Source organism: Actinomadura sp. 6N118, from assembly GCF_044326415.1.
Lineage (GTDB): Bacteria > Actinomycetota > Actinomycetes > Streptosporangiales > Streptosporangiaceae > Spirillospora.
The window spans coordinates 189,562-202,514 of sequence record NZ_JBIRAZ010000008.1 but is presented as its reverse complement, the minus strand read 5'-3'; the positions used below and the strand labels follow the sequence as shown (position 1 = coordinate 202,514).

Here is a 12,953-nt window from a genome sequence, read left to right as displayed (position 1 = left end):
ATTGGCAGCCCGGGCTTGAACCGGTGTTCCCAGTCCAGGGCGAAGCGGCCGGGCTAAGCGGGAGGCAGACGCCGTGCGCGACGACGTCCGCGAGTACGTGCTGGAGCACCTGCGCGACGAGGACGCGGTCCTGGTGGTCGACGAGACCGGGGGGCGTGAAGAAGGGCACGCACACCGTCGGGGTGCAGCGCCAGTACACCGGCGCCGCCGGGAGGATCTCAGGCGCCGCCGGGCGTGCACTTCTTGGGAGAGGTCACCTTCATGATCCCTGCGAGCGGACGTTCGTGTCCGCAAGCGGAGGAGGCGCTGCAGGCACGCTCCCAGGGCTCAGAGGCCCAAGGCACGACGGCATAGGTAGTGCTCAGGCACCATCTACGCCGGGCTACTGAAGATGACGAACGCTGGCCGCCTCCGCCATCGACAGGCACGACGAAGCGGCCAAGCGCCTGGCGGGAAGTTAGCGCCACTGGCTGGATGGATGCGCCCGCTGGAGCCATGCCAGGTTGAACAACAACGTCGGCGAATCATGCTCAATAGCCCGGTCCAGGGTGTTCCTTAAGGACCCTGTCCTCTGAGGCAAACCGCGATGATCTGGAACGGTTTGTGGTGACTGTCGGGTAAGTCGGACATCGGCGACCACCCCGCCTGAACGCGCTCGTTCGTGCCGCGGGCAACCGTTGGGGCGTGCCGAGGCGTGGTTCCCCGCGAGGACCTGCCTGAGGAGGAGATCTGGTGCGAGAGAGTCCGGAGTTCGCACGCTACGCGGCCGAACGGTCGCCGCGGTTGTTCAAGACGGCGTTCCTGCTGTGCCGTGACCGGGGGCAGGCCGAGGATCTCGTTCAGATCACGCTGGTGAAGGCGTGGCGGGCGTGGCGGCGGATCCAGGACGACCCGGATCCGTACGTCTACCGGATCCTGGTGAACTCCCACGCCTCGTCCATGCGGCGGTTGTGGCGGCGGGAGATCCCGACCGATGTGCCGCCGGAGACGCCCTCGGCCGACGAGACCGGCCACCTGGACGACCGGACCTGGCTGCTGGAGGCCCTGGCGAAGCTGCCGGAACGGCAGCGCGCGGTGATCGTGCTGCGCTTCTTCGAGGACATGACCGAGCCGCAGGTCGCCGCGGTGATGGGCTGCTCGGTCGGGACAGTGAAGAGCCAGGCGAGCAAGGCGCTGGCCAAGCTGCGCGTCAATCCGCAGGTCATGGAACCCGTGAGCGAGAGGAGCAACTGACATGACGACGCTCGAGGAGCTTCGTGACACCCTGCGTTCTGCTGCCGACACGGCCGTGCCGCCGCCCGGCCTGATGGACGGCGCCCGCCGCCGGGTGCGACGGGAGCGGCGGGCGCGCATCGGCGTCGCGGCCGGGCTGACCGCCGCGGCCTGCGCCGCGGCCCTGCTCCTGGTGCCGGACGGCGACCTGGGGGACCCACCCGGACGGCATGCACTCGGCCCCGGCGGGCCGACGACGACACCCGGCATGACGCTGGCCAACCGCGTGACGTTCGGCCAGGTGGCCAATCAGGAGAAGGTCGAGTTCACCGCCACGGGACCCGACGTCGTGGTCCTGGCGAGGTGCCGCGGCCTCATGGTGGTGTCCCCCGACGTCGGCGACGCGACCAACTGCGGGTGGCGGACGATCCGCCGGGCCACCGCCGGCGCGAAGGTTGTCTACCAGTTCGTCGCCGTGCCGGACACCGTCGAGATCCCGGGCAGCGTCGAGTCGATGGTGACCGCCTACCTCGCCGAGCACCGGCCCGGCCCCGGCGAATGGACTATCGAGATCTACAGCGGCACCTGCGACGTCCGGACCTGCGGCCCCCGCTCCGCGCCGTCCTCCGAGCCCGCTGGCCCTCCGACGACCGGTCTCAAGGCGTTCGCCACGGTGCGCGGCACCGCCGACGCCCGCGACAAGGACATCCCCCTGCGCGGGCGGCCCGCTGTGCTGCGGCTGACCTGCCTGGACGGCGCGGGATGGGCGATCCTCTGGCGGAACGGCGTTCCCGGGCGGCCGATCGACTGCGAGAAGGCCGAGGCGGCAGGTACGTCCTGGAGGATCCCGGCGACCGAACGCGTCCGGATCACCGTCTACCCCGCCTCGGTGACCAATCCCGCGCTGACCAAGACCCCACGACCCGACGGCGAGCGACTCCGCACTCTCGCCCGGAACGTCCGGCCCGACGGCCAATGGACCCTCACCGCCTACGAGGAACCCACCGGGCCCGGGCGGCGCTGAGCCTGGATACGCAAGTGCGGCGACCCGTTGGGCTCGGAGCCCAACCGGGTCGCCGGGCACCCCAACGTGGGGTGGTGCTAAGAACGCTGACCCCTGAGGCAAACGGCGATGATCTCTCCTGCCCCGCGCCGAGGTGGATTCCACGGCTTCGACCTGATGGCACCGCAGGCGGCCGTGTCCCAGGCGGCCAAGGCGGCCCGCACATCGTGGATGCGCCGCATCTTGAACGCCTGAGCTCGTCCTACCTCCAAGCACCGCCCTGAGGCGGTCGATCGTCGGGCCCAGGGCTCTGGGTATGGCTGTTAGCTTGTCGCCGTGTCGATGGCTCAAATGATTCGCCGCCCAGAGCCCCGCGACGACTCGACCCGCTGACCACACCCAGCACCGTTCCTTCGACGAAGGATTGTTCACCGGGGCAGTCGCTGCGCCGCAGCTTTTGAACTGGGCGTCCTGACGGGTGTCATCCCACCCGGATAGAAACAAGGTGGCCTAAGGACGGGCAACAGCCTTCCCACCACCAATGTGATGACTCAGACTCATTCCGCAAGCTTTCCGGTAGGTTCTCCGTGCCCTCACGCAAGCGGTGCGCCACGATTTCTCCCTGCGCCGCATATCAGGAGCCCGTTAGGTCACCGGGGTCAGCCATGCGCGGACGCGGATAAGCCCGTCGGGAGTGGTGGTCATCCACTGCGCGAACGCGGGCAGCACATGAACGACATCAATAGTCACCAGCACCTGCCCATCGGCCGTCGCCGTCATCATCCACTTATAGGCCAGCCACTGCTCGACCATGTCCGCCTGCTCGGTCACGGCCTTGAGCTGCGCCTGCGACCAGCGGCTGGGCACCACGCACAGCCGCTCACCATAACGAGGGCCCAGGACCTTCCGGGCCTGCTGCGGACGTTCAGCAGCCAGCACCAAAACAGCCTGGCTCGGGCTCGGCCGGAAAGTCACCACGCACGTGATCCCCAGTGCGGCACACTCCTGCTCCGACGGCCCCTCCAGCCGACGAGCCTGGTGCGGCCAGCCACCGGCCGGAGCCGGGCAAGGCGGTAGCTTCCATTCGGGAACGACCGGGCTGTGCCAAACGGGCGGCTCCTGCAGATCGGCCACCAGATGATCGCCGAGCCACGTGCCGGTCAACCTCGCATATCCCTCGACAGCGCCGTCCTTATCCCGCCGGCGATCCAGACGCCGCACATCCACACCAGTGACCCCGACCCCGTAACCACTCCGGCAGGGCGCCGGCTCCTGCCCCGGGGGATACAACGGCTGGTTCTGCGGCAGCGGAGGCTCGAACCAGACTGCGTCATCGAGCGACACCACACGGCCCGACGCCCGCACACGACCACCAGAACGAAGGATCAACTCCCGGACATCCACACACCCAGTCTCAATCAGCTCCCCGCCAACCGCGAGCCCCGACCATCTCGACACAGCACTCGCCGATACCACCGCTGCATCCGGACTCCGGCACCGGTCAAGTTGCCAAACGACGGCGAGCCGACAGACCAAGTGGCGTACCTCTGAGGTCTGTCCAGCTAACGGCTCTGTCCCGTAATCGGTGGTGGCTGAGTGATCGCCTGCCAGGTCGAGACTTGCGGGAGGTCGACGCTCTTGTGAGCGTGGTGTCCTCCGGGTTATCTGCCCTGGTCAGCGAGGATGTGGAAGACGAGAACGACCTCATTCGGGTCATGGCCCGTACTCGGGATCGGTATTCCGTCGCCCACTGGCACAGCTGGCCAAATCCTGCCTCATGATCAATGGGGCATCCGCTCAGCGTCGTCCCACCTATCTGAGGCACCGTGGTCAGGGCCGGTGTCCTGCCTCATGTTCGACGGGACGCAACAGCGAGCTCGTGATAGCCCCATGTGGCCACCCAGTGGCGGTGCGCTGGCATGGCTCGTTAACTGATCGTCGTGGATCGGATGAGGCGTGTTCGGCGCCGGACAGAGTTCGAGCTCGCGCGGCCGGCTGTGCGCGGTGCGGGGAAGGTGCTGGCCGGACTCGGACTAGCCGCCTTTGCAGCCACGTATGCGGTGGCGTTGTGGAAGATGCCCGCCTGGATGGGTCTGCAGGGCAAACAGGGCGATGCCAAGGACCGGCACAATGCCAGGTTGCTGGTGGTATCGGCTGGCGGCGCGGTGGTGGTGGCGGTTTCGCTGCTGTACACCGCCCGCTCCTACCGGTTGTCGCGCCGCGGGCAGGTCACCGACCGTTTCGCCAAGGCCCTGGAGCGGCTCAGTTCCACCGACATCGACGCCCGCCTGGGCGGCATCCACGCCCTGGCCCACGTCGCCGCCGACTCCCGGACGCACCATGACGACGTCGTGGAGGTGCTGGAGGCTTTCCTGCGTCGCCGCACGCCTGTCGCGCGCCCTGACGATGACAGCCCCAGCTTGGCCCCGCGCCCCCCGCTCCCCGAACGACCCGCCGCCGACGTCCAGGCGACGCTGACCACGCTCGGAGCTCGCCCCCGCCTGCTCGAACGCCGCACCTTGGATCTCAGCGGCCTGCACCTACGCCAGGCCCGCCTGGCCGTAACCAATCTCCACACTGCGAACCTGCAGGGCGTGGATCTGATGCGGCAAACCTGCAGGGTGTGGACGTGGTGCGTGCGGACCTGCAGGACGCGGTTCTGCGGGGCGCGCAGATGAGGAACGCGAACCTGGCGGGTGCGAACCTGCGGGGCGCGGATCTCCAAGGCGCAGTCCTGGAGGGCGCGAACCTGCAGGGCGCGGACCTGCAGGGCGCGGTTCTGCGGGGTGTGCAGATGAAGGGGGCAAAACTGAAAGGTGCGACGCTGCGGGGCGCGGATCTCCAGGGCGTGGTCCTGGAGGGCGCGACTCTGCGAGGGGCGCATCTGCCGGGCGCGAAACTGGAGCGCGCGAATCTTAGGCGCGCGCATTTGGAAGGCGCGAACGTTCACCGGCCGGTTGGGGGCCAAGGCCCGGTTTCTTTCAGCGGCGGAAGGTGATGTCCAGTTTCCGCTTCCAGTCGCCGACCATGACAGCCACCTCTTCAGAGACGGGTCGGCCCTCGTCCCGCTCGGCGGGAGTGATCTGCGTGGCGAGTTCGGCGGCGTGACCGTCGTAGTCGGGGACGGCCAGCCGCAGGGACTCCAGCACGAATTCGGCGTCGATCAGATGCTGCACGGTCTCGGGGTCATCGAGGCGGCGCAGCGCGAGGCCCCGCTGGATCATGGCGTCGACCAGCTGCCCGGCGACGAAGAAGTGGCCGTCGTTCATCAGGCCGCCCAGCCGTTCGATCACCTCCTCGGCGACGTCCCGCGACTCCGCCGCCGACGGTGTCGCCTTGGCCAGGTTGAGCAGGATGGCGCAGTAGAAGCCCCATGCCTGCGCGCCGGGCGTGCCGCCGTACGAGCGGAACGCGGCAGCGAGCTCGCGGTCGACGGCGCAGGCCTCCTCATCGTCGCCGATCATGTGCAGCGCGGCGGCGTACGGGCTCAGCGCGCTCACCGCAGGGGGGATCGCGTCGTCGCTCAGGTTCGGCAGCCGTGACCGGTAGGCCGTGAAGGCGCCGTGGTCCATGGCCCGGATCTCCTCCGCCCGGTCCGCCAGAGCCAGGATCTGGACCAGGCTGGACTGGACGCGGACGATCGTGATGTCGTCGGTGTCCGGCAACTCCGCCAAGAGGGCCATGGCGCGGCGGCCGTCGGCGATGGCCGGGGAGAAGGCCCCTTGCCGGCCGAGGACGTCCGCACGGACCGCGAGCGCGTTGACCAGCATGAGGTCCCGGTCGGCGGAGGGCGGCTCCCGTTCCAGCACCGCGATCAGCTTCTTGGCGACGGCGAGGACCTTGCGGTGGTTTCCGCGTCCGCCGTGTTCCAGAAGCCGGCCGTGCAGCCGCCAGGCTCGTTTCGACACGTCCAATGGCACACCCGTCCTGTCGAGTCCGCGATACCGGGAATCCTTCCGATCATGGCGGCTTGACCGGTCGGCTGGGAACCTGTGCCGCTACGTCTGCAAGGTCCCCGGCTGCGCCGACCGCCTCGTACTCGATGTCGCGGTTGGGAACCCGCGATGTCTCACTCAGATACCCCTGGGGGTATATTGGGCTCCGGAGGTGGAACAGTGGAGATGGATGCGACGGTGCTGGCCGATGCGTTGACCCGGTTGAAGCGGGCCCATGGCCAGTTGGGCGGGGTGATCGCGATGATCGAGAACGCCGAGGACTGTGAGCGGGTTCTCACCCAGTTGGCGGCGGTGTCCAAAGCGGTGGATCGCGCCGGCTTCAAGATCATATCGACGGGGTTGCAGCAGTGCCAGGCGGCGCGGGAGCGGGGGGAGGACCCGCCGATCACCCCTGAGCGGCTGGAGAAGCTGTTCCTGGCTCTCTCCTGATCGCATAGGGACTGCGCGCCGGATCGGCGCGGGCTCTGGTTCGCGAGCGGACGAGCCGTGTGTCTTGCATATACCCCCGGGGGTATGCACTTAGAGGAGTTGGAACTGATGGTCCGTGAGATTGGAGTTGCACACCGTCGGCCTGGCTGGGCGACGGTGCTGGATGTGCGCAGCCGGGCGGAGTTCGCCGGTGAACGTGCCATTGGAGGAGCTGGCGAGCCGTCGCTGCGGTCTATGCGGGGATAACGGGAGTAGCAGTACCCCAATCGGCCGGGAACGGCGTGCTCGCAGCCCAGGCAAGGCAGCAGGCCGGGCCGGCGGAGCGGTCGCTGGCTGACGGGACCGCAGTCTGGCAGCAGGCAAGCCTGCCGGTGGAGCACCGCCGCTGACGCCGCAGCCACAGACCTCCGAAATCAGGCAGACCCGGCGCCGGATGGCCTGAACGCCGGACACTGCACAGCCAGAACGAGCGTGAAGGTGGCAGATGATGAATACGATCCACGTCGAGGTGGTGGAGACCTCCTCCCTGGGAGACCGGTCCTACCTGGCCCATGACGGGCGGGTGGCGCTGGTGGTGGACCCGCAGCGCGACATCGACCGGGTCCTGGCGCTGGCCGGCCGACTGGGGGTGCGGATCACGCACGTGGCCGAGACCCACATCCACAACGACTACGTCTCGGGCGGGCTGGCGCTGGCGAAGGTGACCGGTTCGGCCTACCTGGTGGCGGGGGCCGATGAGGTCGGCTTCGACCTGGTGGCGGTGGCCGACGGCGACACCGTGGCCGTCTCCGAAGCGATGCGCTTGGCGGTGGTGGCCACCCCCGGGCACACCTTCCACCATCTCTCGTACGTGCTGGAAAGCGCCGATGGGCCGGCGGGGGTCTTCACGGGCGGGTCGCTGCTGTTCGGCACCACCGGCCGCACCGATCTGCTGGGCCACCAGCACGCCCACACCTTGGCCCACCAGCAGCACGCTTCGGCGCGCCGGCTGGCCGACCTGCTGCCCGACGGCGCGCAGATCTGGCCGACCCACGGCTTCGGCAGCTTCTGTTCGGCCAGCCAGTCCGACGCGCTGGCCTCTACGATCGGCCGCGAGCGCACCGCTAATCCAGTGCTGCGGCTGGAGGCCGACGACTTCGTCACCCAGACTCTGGCCGGGCTGGACGCCTTCCCCGCCTACTACGCCCATATGGGCGCCCGCAACAGCGTCGGCGCCGACCTGATCGATCTCACCCCGGTCCAGGCCGCGGACGTCGATCAGCTTCAGGCGCGGATCCAGGCCGGGGAGTGGGTGGTTGACCTGCGCTCCCGCAAGGCCTTTGCCCAGCGGCACCTGGCTGGCACTCTCAGCTTCGGGCTGGACGGACCGATGTCGACCTGGCTGGGCTGGATGGCTCCCTGGGGTGCCCCCATCACCCTGCTCGGTGAGGGCCCTGAGCAGATCGCCGCCGCCCAGCGCGAACTGGCCCGCATCGGCATCGACCGGCCGGCCGCCGCCGCGACCGGCGGCCCCGTCCAGTGGGCCGGCGGCGACCAGGCCCGCCTTGGTGAGCTGACGACCGCCTCCTTCACCGACCTGGCTGCCGCCCAGGCCGGACACGCCTCGCACGGCCTGCCCGCACCTGACGTGCTGATGGACGTGCGAATGGGCAATGAATGGAAGGCCGGGCACATCGCCGGTGCCCTCCACATCCCGCTGCCCGACCTGCCCCGCCGCCTGAATGAGGTGCCCGCCGGGACGGTGTGGGTGCACTGCGGGTCCGGCTACCGGGCCGCGGCCGCCGCCAGCCTCCTGGCGGCCCACCCCGACCGCACCGTGGTGCACATCGACGACAACTACGCCGACGCCGCCGACGCGGGCCTGACCATCACCACCCCCTGAACATCACCGCCCCTGGCACACCGTGCCCCGCAGCCCCCGGTCTGAGCCGGCCGGCGCGCTGCGCTGCCACCAGACAGAGGAGACACCGTATGAGCACCACTCCCGCTTCGACCGGCCTGGACGCCCCCGCGCTGCGGCGACTCATGGAGGAAGGCGACGGGCCCCGGCTGATCGACGTGCGTACCTCTGGGGAATTTGAGGCCGCGCACATCCCCGGCTCCTACAACGTGCCGCTGGACCTGCTGCGCGAACACCGCGCCGAACTGCGCGCCCACCTGGACGAGCCGGTGGTCCTCATCTGCCGTTCCGGCCAGCGCGCCAGCCAGGCCGAACAGGCCCTGGCCGAAGCCGGCCTGCCCAACCTGAAGGTCCTAACCGGCGGCCTCACCGCCTGGCAGTCATCCGACGGCCCCCTGTCGACCGGCAGGCCACGCTGGGACCTGGAACGCCAGGTCCGCCTGGTCGCCGGAACGATCGTGGCGACCTCCATCCTGGTGAGCACCGTCGTCCCGCCCGCCAAATGGGCTGCCGGTCTCATCGGCGCCGGATTGACGTTCGCCGCCCTCACCAACACCTGCGCGATGGGCCTGGCCCTGGCCAAGCTCCCCTACAACCGCGGTCCCCGCACCGACTTGGACGCCGTCGTGTCTGCCCTGACCGAAGGACGCCCATGACGCTCTCGCACTCATCCGCACAACCCGGCCGGCCAGACAGGGTGAGCCTGCCGGTGTGCTTGGCGGTCGCGCCGACGCGACGAGGCCGACGATGTTGACCGCGTTGCTACTGGGAGCCGTGATCGGGATCCTGCTCGGCCTGCTGGGCGGTGGCGGCTCCATCCTGGCCGTGCCCGCCCTGGTCTACGGCGCCGGTCTGCCGCTGGCAGCGGCGATCCCCACCTCCCTGCTGGTTGTCGGGATCTCCTCGGCCACGGCCGTACTGCCCCGCATCCGCACCGGACAGGTGCGCTGGCGCATCGCCGCCGTCGTCGGCGGCACCGGAGCGGTCACCGCGTTCGGCGGCGTCGCCCTCAACAGGCTCCTGCCCGCCTCCGCCGTGATGCTCGGCTTCGCCACGATCATGGTCGTGGCCGGCTGGCGCATGCTCTCCGAGCAGATGGCGCGAGGCGGGGCGTGCGCGCTGCCCGGCGGCGGCGTCAACTGGCGCGGTTGCCTGCCCAAGGCCGCCACCGCCGGAGCCGCCGTCGGCCTGCTCACTGGCCTGTTCGGCGTCGGCGGCGGCTTTCTCATCATCCCCGCCCTCGTCCTCGGCCTCGGCCTGCCCATGACCACCGCCGTCGGGACCAGCCTGCTCATCGTCACCGCCAACGCCGCCGCCGGCCTGGCCGCCCACGGCGACGCCCCTTTCACTTGGGCCATCACAGGTGCGTTCACCATCGCCGCGATCAGCGGCTCCCTGACCGCCGCCCGTCTGGCCCGCCGTCTGCACGCCGCCCGGCTGCGCCGCTGGTTCGCCTACCTCGTCTTCGCTGTGGCTGCACTCATCGTCGTCCAAACCCTGACCAACCCCGCCGCCCTCACCAGCTGAACCCGCCTCACACACCGGCCGCCCCGTCCGGCGTACCGCTGCTCACCTCTCGAAGTTACGAAGCACCCGCCGCCGCTTATGCGGTTACGCCGAACGTGCCCGTTTCCGGCCGCATACCGGGGGACAACCGCATACCGGGGGACAACATCGTCCCTGCACTCTGCAGTCTGCACGGTGGCAATCTTGTCCGGACAACGACCAGACCGACCACCCGCCCTGGGGCCAAGCCTGCTCTGCGTATCTGTGCTGGGTGTGGGTGGATCAGGTCCGGGTGCCGGGAGCAGTCTGTTGCTGCGGCGCTGTCGGTCATTTTGTTGCGGGCGGGTCAGCAACCTGCATTTCGTCCAAGGGGGTGGGCGGTTGCGGGAGTTGCTGCGCTGCCGGGCGGAGTCCGTAGCGGCGGAGTTCGAGTGCGGCGAGGGTGTGGACGGCGGCTGGTTGCCGGTGGCGCCAGGCTGCGGCGGGGTCGGTGTTGAGTTTGGCGAGTTTGCGCAGTGGTTGGGTGGCGAGGGCTCGCAGGGCGAGCAGATCGGTACCGGCGGGGTGGTCGCGCAGTTTGGCCGCGGTGGTCGCCTGGGTGATCCATCGGATCCGGCGGGGTAGCCAGCGCAGCGCCACGAGAGCTGCGGGGCCGATGAGCAGCAGGACAACGAGCGTGATGGCCAGGTTGTCGACGAGGCCTTGTTCGGCCTGTCCGGCTGAGGCGAGTGATCGTGCTGCGGCGCCGGCCCGGTTCAGGGGCTCGGAGGCCTGGCCGCCGATGAGGGGGAGGTTGTGGAGTTTGTCCTGGACAGTGGCGATGTTGTCCGCGATTCGTTGTCCTGTGTCGTGGATCGTGTCGCCGATGGCGCCGAGTTTCGTCACCTGCTCGTGGAGCTTGACGGCTAGCCATGCCCAGGCGCCGACCCAGGCCAGCAGCAGAATGTCGGTCGCCATTTGGCGGGCCCGGCGGGTGGGCGTTTCGGGGTAGAGGACAAGGCGTCGTCGGCGATGGAGGGTTTGCTCGGTCACGAGTGCGCCTCTCGGAGCGGATGGCTTACAGGCCTGGCGGAGTGGGCTGTACGAGGCCGGTCTGGTAGGCGATCACGACGAGCTGGGCGCGGTCGCGGGCGTCGAGTTTGGTCATGGCGCGGTGGATGTGGGTGCGTACGGTGAGCGGGCTGACGACGAGCTGGTCGGCGATCTCGGTGTTGGAGCGGCCTTCGGCGACCATGGTCATGACCTCTTTTTCGCGCGCGGTCAGGTCGGCCAGGCGTTCGGGCGGCGCCAGCTGGGTGTCGGATTCGGGTGCGGCGAGGAAACGGGCGATGAGGGAGCGTGTCGCGGCGGGCGAGAGGAGGGCTTCACCGGCGGCCACGGTGTGGATGGCGGTGAAGATGTCGTCGGCGGTGATGTCCTTGCCGAGGAAGCCGCTTGCGCCTGCGCGCAGCGCGCGGGCGACGTGCTCGTCGGTCTCGAACGTGGTGAGGATGAGGACGCGGGTGGCCGACATGTCCGGGTCGCTGCAGATGGCGGCGGTGGCGGCCAGCCCGTCCATGCCGGGCATGCGGATGTCCATGAGGACGATGTCGGGATGGTGGGCGCGGGTGAGCTCGACCGCTTCGGCGCCGTTGGCCGCCTCGGCGACGACCTCCATGTCGTCGCGGGAGTCGATCAGGGTCCGGAAGGTGGTCCGCAGCAGGGTCTGATCGTCGGCGAGCAGGACGCGGATGCTCACGGGTTCCCCTCGTGTAGGACGTGCGGTTGGAGTGGCAGTGCGGCGGCGACTTCGAAGCCGCCCTCGGGCCGGGGGCCGGCGCGCAGGTCGCCGCCGACGGAATGGGCACGCTCGCGCATGCCGATGAGACCGAAGCCGTGGCCTGGGTCAGGGTCGGTGAGGACGGGGCCGTTGTTGGTCACGGTGATGGCCAGGCGGGTGCCGGAGTAGTCCAGCCGTACGTCGGCTTCCGCCGAGGTGGCGTGCTTGGCGATGTTGGTGAGCGCTTCCTGCACGATTCGGTACGCGGTCAGATCGACCACCGGGGAGAGCGGCTGCTGCTTGCCTTGGGTGGTCACGGTGACGTGGAGTCCGGCTGATTCGCACGCTGAGATCAGCTCGGGGAGGTGGTCCAGGCCGGGGGCCGGTTCCAGGGACTGGGATTCGGGGTCCCCGGTCTGGCGTAGCAGGCCCACGGTGGCCTTGAGTTCGCGCAGCGCCGAGGATGTGGTGTCGTTCAGATCGGTGAGCATCCTCTGTACCTGCTCGGGTCCGGTGCGCGACAGGTAGGCGGCGGCGGTGGCCTGGGCGTTGGCCAGCGCCAGGTGATGGGCCACGACATCGTGCAGTTCACGGGCGATGCGGACGCGTTCCTCGGCCACGCGCAGGCGCGCCTCCTCCTCACGGGTCTGCTCGGCATGTTCGGCTCGGGCCTGCACAGACGCCAGATAGGCGCGGCGGAACCGAGCCTGGCTGCCGCCGACCAGCGGCAGCAACAGCCACAGGACGGGGCCGGCCGTCTTGAGCAGCAGCGTCATATCCGAGGGATCGTTGGCCGCTGCCATGAGCACCAGTACGGCGATGGTCGTCAAACCGTAGACGCGGGTGGTCTTTTGATCGGTGAGAGCGGCCAGCCAGTAAAGCGCCGCCATCACGGGCGCCAGCAGCAGCGGGGTGAGCAGGTAGCCCAGCACGCTCATGGCGGCGGTGCAGATCGCGGTTGTCGCGACGGCTGCGCGCGGGTGGCTGCGAGCCCGCAGCAGAGCGACGCACGAGACGCAGGCCAGGAGGAAGGCCGGCCAGTCCTTGTCCGGAATTTGCGCACCCGGCGTGCTGATCGCAGCGCCGATGGACGCGCAGGCCAGCAACGCCAAGACCACGACCGCGTCGATGGCGCTGGGATGGCGCTCGGTGAATTGCTCCAGCTTGTTGGTGGACATCGGAATCCCC

General features: G+C 69.4%; 14 protein-coding genes and 1 pseudogene. 10 read left to right on the top strand and 5 right to left on the bottom strand.

The annotated features are described in order from the left end of the window. Positions 1–49: 49 nt before the first annotated feature. From ACH34W_RS22385 to ACH34W_RS22370, 4 genes and pseudogenes are all read left to right on the top strand, one after another. Positions 50–227 (top strand): annotated as a pseudogene (locus tag ACH34W_RS22385) (transposase); the annotation flags it as partial. Between the two features lie 505 nt (positions 228–732). Further along, complete coding sequence (locus ACH34W_RS22380; RefSeq protein WP_395962910.1) at positions 733–1,233, top strand: SigE family RNA polymerase sigma factor; 501 nt, start codon at positions 733–735, stop codon at positions 1,231–1,233. A 1-nt stretch (position 1,234) separates the two neighbouring features. After that, positions 1,235–2,236: a hypothetical protein gene (locus ACH34W_RS22375; protein ID WP_395962909.1), complete on the top strand. Its 1,002-nt coding sequence runs from the start codon at positions 1,235–1,237 to the stop codon at positions 2,234–2,236. 108 nt (positions 2,237–2,344) lie between these two features. After that, positions 2,345–2,470 (top strand): hypothetical protein, encoded by a 126-nt coding sequence (locus ACH34W_RS22370; RefSeq protein WP_395962908.1) that lies wholly within the window; start codon positions 2,345–2,347, stop codon positions 2,468–2,470. A 390-nt stretch (positions 2,471–2,860) separates the two neighbouring features. Here ACH34W_RS22370 and ACH34W_RS22365 read toward each other — a convergent pair whose 3' ends face one another. Further along, positions 2,861–3,619 carry a hypothetical protein gene (locus tag ACH34W_RS22365; RefSeq protein ID WP_395962907.1) on the bottom strand — a complete coding sequence of 253 codons (759 nt, stop codon included), beginning with the start codon at positions 3,617–3,619 and terminating at the stop codon, positions 2,861–2,863. 545 nt (positions 3,620–4,164) lie between these two features. Between ACH34W_RS22365 and ACH34W_RS22360 the strand changes: the two genes are divergently transcribed. After that, positions 4,165–4,893: a hypothetical protein gene (locus tag ACH34W_RS22360; protein ID WP_395962906.1), complete on the top strand. Its 729-nt coding sequence runs from the start codon at positions 4,165–4,167 to the stop codon at positions 4,891–4,893. Beyond that, complete coding sequence (locus ACH34W_RS22355) at positions 4,839–5,213, top strand: pentapeptide repeat-containing protein (protein WP_395962905.1); 375 nt, start codon at positions 4,839–4,841, stop codon at positions 5,211–5,213. Before ACH34W_RS22360 ends, ACH34W_RS22355 begins: the two co-directional genes overlap by 55 nt. Here ACH34W_RS22355 and ACH34W_RS22350 read toward each other — a convergent pair. Beyond that, the gene (locus ACH34W_RS22350; RefSeq protein WP_395962904.1) at positions 5,197–6,123 is read right to left on the bottom strand and encodes a hypothetical protein; all 927 of its coding nucleotides are present in this window, start codon (positions 6,121–6,123) and stop codon (positions 5,197–5,199) included. The genes ACH34W_RS22355 and ACH34W_RS22350 overlap by 17 nt on opposite strands. Positions 6,124–6,336: 213 nt before the next feature. Here ACH34W_RS22350 and ACH34W_RS22345 point away from each other — a divergent pair, with 213 nt between their 5' ends. The 4 genes from ACH34W_RS22345 (at position 6,337) to ACH34W_RS22330 (ending at position 10,027) form a co-directional block, all read left to right on the top strand. Beyond that, positions 6,337–6,600, top strand: coding sequence for a metal-sensitive transcriptional regulator (locus tag ACH34W_RS22345; protein ID WP_395963130.1), 264 nt, complete (start codon positions 6,337–6,339; stop codon positions 6,598–6,600). Between the two features lie 484 nt (positions 6,601–7,084). Continuing rightward, on the top strand, positions 7,085–8,482 hold the full coding sequence (locus ACH34W_RS22340; protein WP_395962903.1) for a rhodanese-like domain-containing protein: 1,398 nt from the start codon (positions 7,085–7,087) through the stop codon (positions 8,480–8,482). A gap of 89 nt (positions 8,483–8,571) precedes the next feature. Then, positions 8,572–9,156, top strand: a complete 585-nt coding sequence (locus ACH34W_RS22335; protein WP_395962902.1) for a rhodanese-like domain-containing protein — start codon at positions 8,572–8,574, stop codon at positions 9,154–9,156. Between the two features lie 91 nt (positions 9,157–9,247). After that, positions 9,248–10,027, top strand: coding sequence for a TSUP family transporter (locus ACH34W_RS22330; RefSeq protein WP_395962901.1), 780 nt, complete (start codon positions 9,248–9,250; stop codon positions 10,025–10,027). A gap of 306 nt (positions 10,028–10,333) precedes the next feature. Here the strand turns inward: ACH34W_RS22330 and ACH34W_RS22325 are convergent, their stop codons facing one another. Genes ACH34W_RS22325 through ACH34W_RS22315 form a run of 3 tightly spaced genes read right to left on the bottom strand, consistent with a single transcriptional unit; the run spans position 10,334 to position 12,943 of the window. Beyond that, positions 10,334–11,038 carry a hypothetical protein gene (locus ACH34W_RS22325; RefSeq protein WP_395962900.1) on the bottom strand — a complete coding sequence of 235 codons (705 nt, stop codon included), beginning with the start codon at positions 11,036–11,038 and terminating at the stop codon, positions 10,334–10,336. Positions 11,039–11,063: 25 nt separating this feature from the next. Then, entirely contained in the window at positions 11,064–11,744 is a 681-nt protein-coding gene (locus ACH34W_RS22320) for a response regulator (protein ID WP_395962899.1), read from the bottom strand. Further along, positions 11,741–12,943, bottom strand: a complete 1,203-nt coding sequence (locus tag ACH34W_RS22315) for a sensor histidine kinase (protein ID WP_395962898.1) — start codon at positions 12,941–12,943, stop codon at positions 11,741–11,743. The genes ACH34W_RS22320 and ACH34W_RS22315 overlap by 4 nt, the downstream gene beginning before the upstream one ends. Positions 12,944–12,953 lie beyond the last annotated feature (10 nt).

Excerpts from the sequence above, each read along its gene's own strand:
- ACH34W_RS22340 (WP_395962903.1), top strand. The coding sequence starts at position 7,085 with ATGATGAATACGATCCACGTCGAGGTGGTGGAGACCTCCTCCCTGGGA.
- ACH34W_RS22370 (WP_395962908.1), top strand. The coding sequence starts at position 2,345 with ATGATCTCTCCTGCCCCGCGCCGAGGTGGATTCCACGGCTTCGACCTG.
- ACH34W_RS22335 (WP_395962902.1), top strand. The coding sequence starts at position 8,572 with ATGAGCACCACTCCCGCTTCGACCGGCCTGGACGCCCCCGCGCTGCGG.
- ACH34W_RS22360 (WP_395962906.1), top strand. The coding sequence starts at position 4,165 with ATGAGGCGTGTTCGGCGCCGGACAGAGTTCGAGCTCGCGCGGCCGGCT.
- ACH34W_RS22315 (WP_395962898.1), bottom strand. The coding sequence starts at position 12,943 with ATGTCCACCAACAAGCTGGAGCAATTCACCGAGCGCCATCCCAGCGCC.
- ACH34W_RS22330 (WP_395962901.1), top strand. The coding sequence starts at position 9,248 with ATGTTGACCGCGTTGCTACTGGGAGCCGTGATCGGGATCCTGCTCGGC.
- ACH34W_RS22345 (WP_395963130.1), top strand. The coding sequence starts at position 6,337 with ATGGATGCGACGGTGCTGGCCGATGCGTTGACCCGGTTGAAGCGGGCC.
- ACH34W_RS22375 (WP_395962909.1), top strand. The coding sequence starts at position 1,235 with ATGACGACGCTCGAGGAGCTTCGTGACACCCTGCGTTCTGCTGCCGAC.